This window comes from Exiguobacterium sp. A1_3_1, from assembly GCF_048985645.1.
Taxonomy (GTDB): Bacteria; Bacillota; Bacilli; order Exiguobacteriales; family Exiguobacteriaceae; genus Exiguobacterium_A; species Exiguobacterium_A indicum.
Genome location: NZ_WBYY01000099.1, coordinates 1 through 11,495, shown reverse-complemented (window position 1 = coordinate 11,495; position 11,495 = coordinate 1). Strand labels below are relative to the sequence as shown.

The 11,495-nt window shown below is 49.0% G+C and carries 11 protein-coding genes; 5 read left to right on the top strand and 6 right to left on the bottom strand.

Annotated features, from left to right (window positions below):
• Positions 1 to 58: 58 nt before the first annotated feature.
• The gene (locus F8N00_RS11270; protein WP_235515943.1) at positions 59 to 1,576 is read left to right on the top strand and encodes a S8 family peptidase; all 1,518 of its coding nucleotides are present in this window, start codon (positions 59 to 61) and stop codon (positions 1,574 to 1,576) included.
• A 45-nt stretch (positions 1,577 to 1,621) separates the two neighbouring features.
• Here the strand turns inward: F8N00_RS11270 and F8N00_RS11265 are convergent, their stop codons facing one another.
• Genes F8N00_RS11265 through F8N00_RS11255 form a run of 3 tightly spaced genes read right to left on the bottom strand, consistent with a single transcriptional unit; the run spans position 1,622 to position 2,788 of the window.
• The gene (locus F8N00_RS11265; protein ID WP_053454386.1) at positions 1,622 to 2,044 is read right to left on the bottom strand and encodes a hypothetical protein; all 423 of its coding nucleotides are present in this window, start codon (positions 2,042 to 2,044) and stop codon (positions 1,622 to 1,624) included.
• Positions 2,045 to 2,051: 7 nt separating this feature from the next.
• The gene (gene fabZ / locus F8N00_RS11260; RefSeq protein ID WP_023469477.1) at positions 2,052 to 2,474 is read right to left on the bottom strand and encodes a 3-hydroxyacyl-ACP dehydratase FabZ; all 423 of its coding nucleotides are present in this window, start codon (positions 2,472 to 2,474) and stop codon (positions 2,052 to 2,054) included.
• A 26-nt stretch (positions 2,475 to 2,500) separates the two neighbouring features.
• Positions 2,501 to 2,788, bottom strand: a complete 288-nt coding sequence (locus F8N00_RS11255; protein ID WP_023469478.1) for a DNA-directed RNA polymerase subunit beta — start codon at positions 2,786 to 2,788, stop codon at positions 2,501 to 2,503.
• Positions 2,789 to 3,174: 386 nt separating this feature from the next.
• Between F8N00_RS11255 and F8N00_RS11250 the strand changes: the two genes are divergently transcribed.
• Together F8N00_RS11250 and F8N00_RS11245 are read left to right on the top strand one after the other, a co-directional pair.
• Complete coding sequence (locus F8N00_RS11250) at positions 3,175 to 4,542, top strand: hypothetical protein (protein ID WP_023469479.1); 1,368 nt, start codon at positions 3,175 to 3,177, stop codon at positions 4,540 to 4,542.
• Positions 4,543 to 4,630: 88 nt separating this feature from the next.
• Entirely contained in the window at positions 4,631 to 5,578 is a 948-nt protein-coding gene (locus tag F8N00_RS11245) for a class F sortase (RefSeq protein WP_075643020.1), read from the top strand.
• Between the two features lie 47 nt (positions 5,579 to 5,625).
• Here F8N00_RS11245 and F8N00_RS11240 read toward each other — a convergent pair whose 3' ends face one another.
• Both F8N00_RS11240 and F8N00_RS11235 read right to left on the bottom strand, forming a co-directional pair.
• Positions 5,626 to 5,949: a winged helix-turn-helix transcriptional regulator gene (locus F8N00_RS11240; RefSeq protein WP_023469481.1), complete on the bottom strand. Its 324-nt coding sequence runs from the start codon at positions 5,947 to 5,949 to the stop codon at positions 5,626 to 5,628.
• Between the two features lie 67 nt (positions 5,950 to 6,016).
• Positions 6,017 to 7,174: an AI-2E family transporter gene (locus F8N00_RS11235; protein WP_058264538.1), complete on the bottom strand. Its 1,158-nt coding sequence runs from the start codon at positions 7,172 to 7,174 to the stop codon at positions 6,017 to 6,019.
• Positions 7,175 to 7,421: 247 nt separating this feature from the next.
• Here F8N00_RS11235 and F8N00_RS11230 point away from each other — a divergent pair, with 247 nt between their 5' ends.
• Positions 7,422 to 9,962 (top strand): HAMP domain-containing sensor histidine kinase, encoded by a 2,541-nt coding sequence (locus F8N00_RS11230; RefSeq protein ID WP_075643021.1) that lies wholly within the window; start codon positions 7,422 to 7,424, stop codon positions 9,960 to 9,962.
• A 100-nt stretch (positions 9,963 to 10,062) separates the two neighbouring features.
• Positions 10,063 to 10,908 (top strand): NAD(P)-dependent oxidoreductase, encoded by an 846-nt coding sequence (locus F8N00_RS11225; protein ID WP_075643022.1) that lies wholly within the window; start codon positions 10,063 to 10,065, stop codon positions 10,906 to 10,908.
• A gap of 50 nt (positions 10,909 to 10,958) precedes the next feature.
• Here F8N00_RS11225 and F8N00_RS11220 read toward each other — a convergent pair.
• Positions 10,959 to 11,495: flagellar hook-basal body protein (locus tag F8N00_RS11220; RefSeq protein WP_421018223.1), on the bottom strand; the 537-nt coding region annotated here is incomplete at its 5' end.

Below are 11,495 nucleotides of genomic sequence, written 5' to 3'. Positions count from 1 at the left end.
GTTTGAACTGTCCTTTTTTTCAACTTTCCACCATTTTCCGTAAAGGTCGTGATTTTTCATGAAACGTATCCTTCCACTCCTCCTCGGTGTCAGTCTCCTGACCCCGTCCGCCGTCTCGGCTGCGACGACACCACTTCCGGTGACGAGTCAGACGTTACGCGGTACATATGATGCGTCCGGACGTGCCGTCTTCACCCTACCGTCAGCCCTCTATATTGAACGGGCAACGCATCTCGAATTCGATCTCGATCGCTCGAAAGGTTCTATCTATACCTCAAAGACGAATTACAGCAAAGGGACGACTTACAAACGGTATCGCCAATTGCAGGACGAAGCGTTGATCTTCCCGCTCAGCTGGTCCGGTACACAGTACGTCGTCTTCGAAGGGAAACCGGGAACCCGCTATCAAATTCCTTTTATCCTTCGTAAACTCCAGCCGCTCCTACCGATGAAACCAAGTGCGACGACGTCAAAGACCGCGAGTCTCCTCGTCAAGATGAAGCACGGCAGTCTGAAACAATCCGTCTCGACGTCGCTCCAGGCGACACGATCGTCGCTTCCGGGCCTGTCCCTCGAAGAATGGACGTTCAAGACGAATGCTGCCGCAGCGCAGGCAAAACGTTACTTAGAACGATCAGCTGCTGTTGACTACGTCGAGCATACACAGACCGTCCGGACGGCAAAGGATATGTATCGCCCGTACCAATGGTCGCTCCAGAACACAGGACAACGAAAAGGAAAAGTCGGGGCTGACATCCAGTACGCCGCTGCCTTAAAACGACTCGCCGGAAAAACGTTACAGCCGACACTTGTCGCCGTCGTTGATACCGGGATCAACTCGACCTATGCCGACTTCGCAGGACGCGTCCGGACCGATCTCGGGTACGACTTCATTCGCGGAAAGACTTCCGTCACCGATCCAGACGGTCACGGTTCCCATGTCGCCGGGATCATTGCTGCGAATGCCGATAATCTGTATGGCATTCAAGGGATCAATCCAGCGGCTTCCTTGATTCCGATTCGTGTCCTTGATGCAAACGGGCAAGGCTCCACGTCGGACGTCGCACGTGGTATTCTCCATGCGATCAAAAAAGGCGCCCGCGTCATTAACCTCAGTCTAGAAATGGATGAAAAATCACGCGCTATCGAGGATGCGATCGCGTATGCCGATCAGAAGAAGGTGCTCGTCGTCGCTGCTTCCGGTAATGACGGTGCGAAGACGATCAGCTATCCTGCACGCTATGCGCATGTTCTATCTGTCGGCGCGACGGACCGAAAAGATGTCCGCGCTTCGTTCTCGAATCGCGGAAAAGGACTCGATCTCGTCGCCCCAGGGGTTGAGATCCCAAGTTATATCGGTGACGGTGAACTCGCCTATTCGAGTGGGACTTCGATGGCGGCCCCTCACGTCGCAGCAGTCGCGAGTCTTTTGATGAGCTTGAAGCCGAGCTTGTCACCGAGTGCGACAGAGAAGCTTTTAAAATCGTCTGCCCGAGATCTCGGAACAAAAGGCTACGACACCTCATACGGCTACGGTCGCCTCGACGTAAACCGTGCCGTCTCGCTCGTCAAATAAACGATAAAGCGCCGATTCCTGTGACAGGAGTCGGCGCTTTATCGTTCATCGGATGATTTCGAGCGGAATCTCAATCCCGCGTCCTGCTCCGGCGTCAATGACGAGGACAGGCAGGCGATTTTCGTTGAAAACTTCATCTTCAACGGTTGTATCTGAAGTGTACGTGCGAATCTCACCCATTTTTTTAGCGGAAAACGACACGAATGGGAACGGAATCGATTGATTCGAGACCTCTAAGCGAATGTCGACTTGTTGATCGTCAAGACGAATGTCATTCGTCGTCTTGATCGTCAAACGCATCCGGTCCTTACTCGTCAAGGAAATCTGGGCGGAGATGTTCTCTGTCTGACCAGCCCGTTTGATCGGGTCGACGATGACCGATGGGGAAGCGGTCTCGACCTTTTCAGCACGCTGACAGCCAGGGATGATCAATAAGGAAATCGCGAGAGGAAGCAACCAGCGTTTCATCTGGTCGTCACTTAATTGCGAATGTCAATTCGGCAGTGCAGGCGACTTCCCCGTCTACCGTCGCTGTGGCACGACCTTTTCCAATAGGTCCACGTAACTTCGTCAATTCAACTTCGAGGCGCAATTGATCGCCTGGCACGACTTGACGTTTAAAGCGGCAGTTCTCGATGCCGGCAAAGAAAGCAAGCTTTCCTTGATTCGCTTCCATCTTAAGGACAGCGAAGGCACCGACTTGCGCGAGCGCCTCGACGATGAGAACGCCGGGCATGACGTTATAGTCAGGAAAGTGTCCGTTGAAGAATTCTTCGTTCGCAGACACGTTTTTCACTCCGACCGCGCGTTTGCCTTCTTCGACCTCTAAAATCCGATCGACGAGCAAAAAGGGATAACGGTGCGGAATGACTTCCTTGATTTGTTCGATTGTATACATATTAAACAGCTCCCATCACTGACAAATTAAGATTTCATCCAAAAATCGGTGATGCGGGTCCATGTGTCGAGCTTTAACACATCCATTGCCTCGCCACCACCAAACGTTGCATACCCTACCATTGCACCGACGACCAGTGCGACGATGACGAGAACGAGAACGATCAACAACCGGACGAGAATTGGGACACGTCGCGTCGTGTACTTCCGAAGACGTGGTGTTTTCTTTTCAGATGTTCCAGCGTCCTTGCCTTGTTGATGTCGCTTTGAACGTTCACGCGTTGGCTGTTCCGTACCTGCTTGGTCTTGTACCATTTTGATCACCTTTCATTGATTCAGTCTAAGCGTAGTATAGCACATTAGTACCAGGTAACAATATCAGGAATGACTTTGTTTTCTCCTGGTTCCTAGCTAGTGTAACACGAGCGATCGGTAAACATTTAAAAAAAGTTTTCTTTTGTTATATAAGGAAGTAAAAAATTCGCAACACATTATTTCCGTAAATCTCACATTTTTTTAAATCCAAATGCCATCCATCCGCGTAAGCCTTACAGATTCACGAGCAACACTTACAAGCACAGGATGACACGGGCCCGGTTTCATCCCTCTATTCAAGTTTAGATCAACGCTTCCAAACGTTTTTCATATTAAAAACCAAAGCAAGCGCTCCACTACCTTAAAATCGAGAGGATGGATTCAACATGAAACACACTAAAAAATTCGCAGCATCAGCAATGGCAGCAGCACTCGTACTTCCAGGAACAGCAGCATTCGCTTCTGGTGGCGCAGATGACATGAAACAAGAGGCACCAAAGAACGTCACGGTCAAAACAAAAGCTGCTGACCTTCGCGCAACACTCGATCAGTTACTTTCAGAGCACTTCGTCCTCGCTGTCATGGACATGAAAAAACAATATGACGGTTCAAAAGACGCAGAATATTACGAAGCAGCACTTAAACAAAATGCACTCGATATGACACCAGCCATCGCTTCAGTTTACGGCGATGAAGGCGCAAAACAATTCGAGAAAATTTTCGTTGATCACAATAAATACACAACAGACCTCGTCAAAGCTGTAAAAGCAGATGACCAAGACGGCATCAACGCTTCGAAGAAAGAGACAGAAGAGTTCGTACAAGATCTCTCAAGCTTCCTCGATACAGCAACGGAAGGGAAACTCCCGAAAGCAGCAGCTGAAGAAGTCCTCCGTGCGCACGAAGCAGACGTCTATAAGACATTCCAGCAATATGCAGCTGGTGACTACGAAGGATCGTACAACACATTCCGTGAAGGATACAGCCGCATGTACGATATCTCAAAAGCACTCTCAGTCGCTATCACAACACAGATGCCTGAGAAATTCGATAACACGAAAGCGGACTCAAAAGCAGCAGATCTTCGTTCAACACTTAACAGCCTTGCAGCTGAACACGTTGCACTTGCGAACCTCAGCATGACAGCTGGTGTTGATAAAGCGAAGGATTACGATGCAGCAAACTGGGCTGAAGATATGCACACGGCAGACTTCAAAGCAGCGATCAAATCAATCTACGGTCAAGCCGGTGCGGATCAGTTCGAACAAGTTTGGACGAAAAACCACATCGAAGCACAAGCAAACCTTGTCACAGCAGCAATCAATGACGATAAAAAATTAATGGGTGACGCACAAGACATGCTCAAAATGTTCTCGAACGATTTCGGTGCATTCCTCGGTGCGGCAACAGAAGAAAACCTTCCAACAAAAGCAGCACAAGAAGCCGTATCAGGTCACGAGACTTACGTCCAAGATACGTTCATGCAGTATGTTGAAGGCGACTACAAAGGTTCTGTCGACACATTCCGTGAGTCTTACGCTTACATGTACGGCGTAGGTGAAAACCTTGGTGAGGCGATCGTCAAACAATCGCCAGAGAAATTCATGGATGGTACACCAGGCTCAATGCCGAACACTGGTAACGGTGGTATGAGCGACAACAACACAGCTGCAACAACAGGTGCAATCGCAGTATTCGGTCTCGCACTCGGAGCAGTTGGTCTTGTCCTCGCACGCAAACGTCAAAACGCCTAAGAAATTGGGTATAATCAAAAACAGGATAGCAATCTGCTATCCTGTTTTTACATAGAGAGACCCTTCTCTCGGAAAGGAGTTACACGTCATGCGAAAATGGTTACTGCCGACAAGCATCGTTTTGATGGTTGCTTCCGTCGGAACGCTCTTGTTCCTGCTCTTTAGCACACCGGAACAAGCAGCATCCAACATCACCCAAGGAACGGCGTCACCCAAGACGGTGACTTCTTCCGAGAATAAGAAGGAGGCGCCAGCAGAAGATCCGTTAAAACCATCGGACATCTTCAAAAAAGAGTTCAAGGATCTTTCGACGAATGAAGTCGAATTACCAAAGACTCTCTCGATTCCAACGCTTGACGTCAAAACAAAGGTCGAGCAAGTCGGTCTTGATAAGAATGGCGCCATGGCGACACCAAAGAATGAACAACAAGTCGGCTGGTATAAGTTCGGTCCACGTCCAGGCGATGTCGGGAATGCTGTCATCGATGGACACACCGATACGAAAACAGGTCCTGCCGTCTTCTATCAACTACGAGACTTAAAGAAGAATGATCAAATCAAGATTAAGGATGCTTCGGGACGGACGCTCGTCTTCCGCGTCAAAAAGCTTGTTCAATACGATCACTTGGATGCCCCGCTTCAAAAAATCTTTGGTGCTTCTGAGAAACGGAATCTTAACTTGATTACGTGTATCGGAACATTTGACCAAAATGCCGGAACGTATGATGATCGACTCGTCGTTTTCACAGAACTCGATGAGAAAGCATCTGATCCCGTCAAAACACCACCGAAACCAGCCACGAACGTCCGCGTCAGTGGTGGATTCGTGAACTGGTATGCTTCTACGGATAAAGATGTCGTCAAATACAACATCTATCAAGAAAAAGACGGTAAACGCAAAAAACTCGGTACAACAGATGTCATCGAACGGAAAGCCTTCCCACTTCCAGAAGATGCGACGGGTCGTTTCATCATTACAGCCGTCAACAAAGCAGGCATTGAATCGGAAGAAGCCTTCAGTGCCGTACATCGTTAAGATCCACACAAAAGCCAGAGTCTAGCGACTCTGGCTTTTGACGTTCCTCAATAACGAATATGCTGTTTGCTCCAGCGGATCGATTCCTTGAACTGACGGACGAGATCTTCTGCCGGTGCCGTTAAATAATAGGCCAGCCCGTGCACTTTTTCTGACATCTGCTGGACGACGAGACCATCTTCGATCAGCTCCTGCAGCTGTTCGAGGATTTGACCGTGTGACTGATCGATCCGTTGCTCGAGTTCCCCGATCGTCAACGCCCCATCACGCAAGAGATAAATGATACTCGACTTGAGGCTGTTTTCGAAGTTGTGTTGAAACTTCTGCAATGCCAGTAAATCGGCTTGTTCTTCGGTATGACGTGAATCCATCTGATCCCTGCCCCCTTTTTCTTAACTACGTCTTCAGTATGACGCACTTTTACGTAAATTTCAAAACTCAATCGCGCTCCGTGATGATCGTATCGAACGTCTTCTCTTCTTCCGTAATGACCATCTTCTTTTGCGACCGAAGATGATAGAGACGACGGATGTTCAGGATGACGACCTTCATGACGGCGTAGAACGGGACACCGAGTAAGACCCCGAAGAAACCAGCGATGTTCCCCGCAACCAGCAGGACGATGATGATCGTCAATGGATGGACATCGAGCGTTTTCCCTTGAACGAGCGGTGACATAATGTGCGAATCGATCTGTTGTGCTACCGTCATGACGATGATTGCATAAATCGCAAGAATCGGATCCTGGATGAACCCAACGATCAAGGCCGGAATGACACCGAGGACTGGACCGAGGAACGGAATGATGTTCGTCAGTGTCGCAAACAACGCGAGTAGCAACGCATAATCAATCCCGATGATCAGATATCCGATATAAGCGATGATTCCTACACCAATGCTGACGATGACTTGTCCTCGGATATAACTCATGATCGTCAAGTGAACGTCACCGAGGATTTTTTTCGTTTCTTTATGGTACTCATACGGCATCAGCTTGACGAGATTACCTTTCAGCTTATCACCATCAAGCAACATATAAATCAACATGATCGGGATGATGACGATCGTCACGACCGTCGTCGTCACGACACTGACGAAGCCACCGACACCCGTACCGATGTTCTTGAGGAACGTCGAAGCGTACTCCGAGATATTGCTAGAAAACTTATTGAACAAGTTATCTGGTCCTGAGAGGAAGCGTGAGAAGACCGAACTGTTTTCAAGTTGCTCTCGAACATCGATCAATTGACGCTGAAACTGCGTCGCAAGTGTCGGAATCGAGTTGACGAACTGTGTGATCTGTTCTGATAGCATCGGACCGAAGATGAAGCCGAGCGTCGTCAAGATTCCGATCAGACCAACGAGGACGATCAAGACAGCAGGCCGTCGCTTCATCTTTTTCTCGAGCAACTCGACGATCGGTAGCAGGACATAATAGAGAATCCCGGCGATCGCAAGCGGTGGTACGACCATCTGTAGCAAAATCGCGACCGGTCGGAATAGGAACGTGACATGATCGCCAATCCAGACGATGATGAGTAACGTCATGATCCACCAGGCGAATCGGTACCATTTGTTTTCGAACATTTTTTGCATCTAACCACTTCCCTAATTTAAAGTATGAAGTTCCATATCCCCTATTGTTTTCCTTAAAACCATACTTCTTAATCCTTATTCTCAGAAAATATATCGTTTTTCCATTTTAACCAATATATGATATATTTGTTTTAATAAGATTTGCAGATTCAAATTTGCCGTACAAGTTGAATGTGTGTAAGATGAATATATTCGAACTTAAGCAATCTTTTTCATACATGTAAAATAGAATACGGAGGATACCCCAGTGAAATGGATCAACCATACCATCGGTCGCCAATTGATGTTCGCCTTCTATATGGTGTTCGTCGCACTCAGCATCACGTCTGCGATCGTTTATTTCTACACAGAACAAAAAATCGATCAGGCGAATGCGACATTCGATGACTTGAGTGAACGACGAACGAATGCCAACGCACTCGCAAGCGAGTGGACCGTCGCGCAAAGTAACGTCAAATCCTATTTGTTGACCGGCTCACAGGAAACACTGGATGCCGTCAAGACGAATCAACAGGAAATCAATCGTTTAACGACATGGTTCGAGAAGTACGCCGTGTACGAGCAAGGAAAAGAGTACGCAACCGCGACACGTCAAATGTATGACGATTATTTCGGAACAGCACTGCCACTCCTTACTGAATACGTCGACGGGAAGAAAGACGGGAAAATCGATGAAGCTTTTGTCGACCCTGATACCCTTGCTGCGCTTTCGAATGGGAAGGATCTGTTTAATGCAAACGGAACAATACGCGGATCGGTTAGTTTATCAGACGCTGATGTCGACATGACACGGATTGATACGTTACTTGCTGATTATCTGACGTTGATTCAAGGGAAGGAAGTCGATGCAAAGAACGATCTTCTTGGCGAAATGCGTGTCGCCCAGTTCATCTGGCTGTCGAACCTCGTCGTCTTGATTCTCGTCCTCTTCTCGCTCGTTCGTCCGTTCATCAGCCGCATTACGAAGCAGGTCAACGCACTGTCTCGCGATAGCGCTTTGCTTGCAACAGGTGAAGACATCCAAGCGATTCCATTACCGAAACGGAAGGATGAACTGCATACGCTGACGGCATCATTCAATCAAATGGCGGCATCGATTGCCGACAACAAGGTCCATATGCTGGCGAAGAACGAAGAGCTCCAAGCACAACAGGAAGAACTCGTTGCCCAGCAAGAAGAACTGCAAGCGCAGCAGGAAGAGCTTGAGGAAGCACTCGATATCACGCTTCGGAGCGAACAACATCTCAAGTATCGCAATGAATTGACCGAGACGCTTGCGTCCCGTGAGACACTGACGGCGTATCCGGAAATCATCGAGAAGCTCGTCTCGATCACACATTCTGAGATTGGTGCATTGTTGTTCCTTGATCAACAGGAAGTCCGTTCAACGATCGATTATGGGATGACGGAAGAGATGGTCGGTCGTCTTGTCTCCGATGATCAATCACTCTTGCACCGTGCACGCCTCCTAAAGCGTCCTGTCCATTCATCGAAACAGGTCGCGCATGAGAGTCCGCTTCCATACCCATACTATATGTATGAGGTCGCAGTCCCAGTTCTTGATCCGACGAAAGAGCACATGATCGCCTGTATCTATCTCGTTCGTTATCGTGACGCCTTCACAGCGGAACAGATGGATGACATCTTGTCGTTCTCGCATCAATTATCGCTTTCCCTTCTTCGGATGGGCATTTATGAAGAAATGATTCGTGAGAAGAATAAGACGACCCAACTATTAAACTCGATTCGTGAAGCCGTCGTCTACATCGAACATGAGACGGACGAATTGCTCGTCAACGAACCGCTGATGACGTTGTTCCCGGAAGTACCAACAGAGTTCAAAGACGAAGAGCGCTCTGCCTTCCAGCAAGCGATGCAGGCACTCGCTGACATCATCGATGAACCAGCACCATTCGAACGCTACATCGAACAGATCGTTGAGCTGAATTTACCAAAAGATAGCTTGATCGTCTCGATTCGAAAACAGAGTACGTACATCCAGATTTATGCCGAGAAGATCGAGGTCGACGGCATGTGGGTCGGTACGATGCTTGTTCTCCGTGACGTGACGAAAGAGACGGAAGCGGAGCGGATGAAGGAAGAATTCGTCTCGACCGTCTCGCATGAATTACGGACCCCACTCTCTTCGATCTATGGCTTCACCGAGCTGATGCTCAACAAACGGTTCGAGGAAGAACGGCAACGGAAATATCTCCAGACGATCCACTCCGAGACGGGTCGCCTGACGACGCTCGTCAATGACTTCCTCGATGTTCAACGGATGGAATCGAGCGAACACCGTTACGAGATGACGACGTTTGATGTCGTCGAACTCGCCCAGGATTTAATCGAGTTCTATGATGTCTCGCATGAGACACACACGATTGATTTCGAGGCACGTGGACCGATCATGATCGACGGCGACGCAGAAAAGATGAAGCAGTTGCTCAACAACCTGCTCAGCAATGCCGTCAAGTACTCACCGAGCGGTGGGACGGTCTTGATACGGATTACAAATGAACTTGGTTTCGCCCAAATCCGCATCCAGGATGAAGGCATCGGGATTCCACAAGACGCGCTTCCGAAGTTGTTCGATAAGTTCTATCGTGTCGATAACTCCGAGACACGAAAAATCGGTGGAACCGGTCTTGGTCTATCGATCTGTAAGGAAATCGTCAAACACCATAACGGAACGATTGATGTCGAATCGGTCGTTGGTGTCGGATCGACCTTTACGATTCGTTTCCCGATTGCTGTCATTTCGACGATTCTCATGTATGAAGATTAATCATTCGACCGTTCACATCACGTGGACGGTCTTTTTTGTCGTTAGATTCGATCAAGCGTGGGGTATAGTCAAAAGCGCATTATTTTAAGGAGGAATCGACATGCAACTGGGATGGATTGGTTTAGGACATATGGGTGTACCGATGGCAAAACGGCTACTCGACGGTGGACATGACGTGATCGTCTACAACCGGACGTATGAAAAGACGGTGTCGTTGACGGATCGAGGAGCAACAGCGGTCAAAGAAGCTAAGGACGCAGTACGTCAAAGCGACATCATCTTCATCATGCTCGCGGACGGACCAGCTGTCGCGTCCGTTCTCGAGAGTGTAACAGACGACCTCACAGGTAAGACGATCGTCAACTTGAGTACGATCTCACCGGAAGAGACGAAGAAGATGGCACGTCTCGTCGAAGAGAATGATGGGACGTATCTTGAAACTCCTGTTTCGGGGTCCGTCCCCGTTGCAGAAAACGGGCAGCTCGTCTTGCTTGCTGGCGGTGACGCAGACGTCGTCACGGCTTGTCAGCCGTATCTTGATCTACTCGGAAAGGAAACGATCCATTTCGGTCCACATGGCTCAGGAAGTGCGGCAAAACTTGCCATCAATCTCTTACTCGCCGTCGTCGGACAAGGAGTCGCGGAGACGTTGTTGCTCGGAGAAGGTGCGGGTCTTGAGAAAGAGAAGCTGATCCAGATGATCAGTGCATCGGGCATGAACACGCCGCTCTTCACCGGTAAACGGGACATGTACCGGAACAACGATTTCCCGTCTGCCTTCCCGCTTCGCTTGATGGCGAAGGATCTCGGGCTGATCATAACTGAAGCAAAACGTCAGCAGCTCGAGTTGCCGCTCGCTCAAGCAGCGGATCGTAGTTATGCGAAGGCAAAGCTTGACCATGGGAATGCCGATATGGCCGCTATTTATCAAGCGCTACAAGACTGAATATAAAAAGCAGATCCGCACTCAAATCTGAGGCGATCTGCTTTTTCATGTTATTTCAGTGACGTGACGATTCCCATCATCTGATCGGTCGTCATCAGTGCTTTTGAATTGAATTGATACGCCCGTTGAATCTGTGTCAAATTCGTCATCTCGGTTGCCATATCGACGTTCGACGACTCGAGTGTGCCGACCGTCAATGGATTTCCATCGACTGTTTCATACTGTCCTGGTGCTGTAAACAAGCCGGCTCCATCTTCCGTCAACTGATTCGGATTGTCGACATACCCCACAGCAAGTCGTGCGAGGACACGGCGCTCTCCATTGACGATTCCCGTGACGTTGCCGTCCTTGTTCAATTCGACACCCGTCGCATCCGCAGGTAAGAGAATTGGTTCATTTTGACCGTTAACGACAGACCGTCCCGCGTCATCCGTCAATTGAATACGCCCATCGGCTTGCGGAGATAGTTGGAAGTTTCCGTCTCGCGTGAACTTCGTCACCCCATCCCGATCGATGACCGCAAAGAAATGATGCGGATCCGATAAGGCGGCATCGAGTGCCCGGTCCGTCCGTTTGAACGTTCCCAT

Coding starts and splice junctions, on each gene's coding strand:
- F8N00_RS11235 (WP_058264538.1), bottom strand. CDS start 7,174: ATGCAAAAAATGTTCGAAAACAAATGGTACCGATTCGCCTGGTGGATC.
- F8N00_RS11255 (WP_023469478.1), bottom strand. CDS start 2,788: ATGGTACAAGACCAAGCAGGTACGGAACAGCCAACGCGTGAACGTTCA.
- fabZ (WP_023469477.1), bottom strand. CDS start 2,474: ATGTATACAATCGAACAAATCAAGGAAGTCATTCCGCACCGTTATCCC.
- F8N00_RS11245 (WP_075643020.1), top strand. CDS start 4,631: ATGCGAAAATGGTTACTGCCGACAAGCATCGTTTTGATGGTTGCTTCC.
- F8N00_RS11225 (WP_075643022.1), top strand. CDS start 10,063: ATGCAACTGGGATGGATTGGTTTAGGACATATGGGTGTACCGATGGCA.
- F8N00_RS11270 (WP_235515943.1), top strand. CDS start 59: ATGAAACGTATCCTTCCACTCCTCCTCGGTGTCAGTCTCCTGACCCCG.
- F8N00_RS11265 (WP_053454386.1), bottom strand. CDS start 2,044: ATGAAACGCTGGTTGCTTCCTCTCGCGATTTCCTTATTGATCATCCCT.
- F8N00_RS11240 (WP_023469481.1), bottom strand. CDS start 5,949: ATGGATTCACGTCATACCGAAGAACAAGCCGATTTACTGGCATTGCAG.
- F8N00_RS11250 (WP_023469479.1), top strand. CDS start 3,175: ATGAAACACACTAAAAAATTCGCAGCATCAGCAATGGCAGCAGCACTC.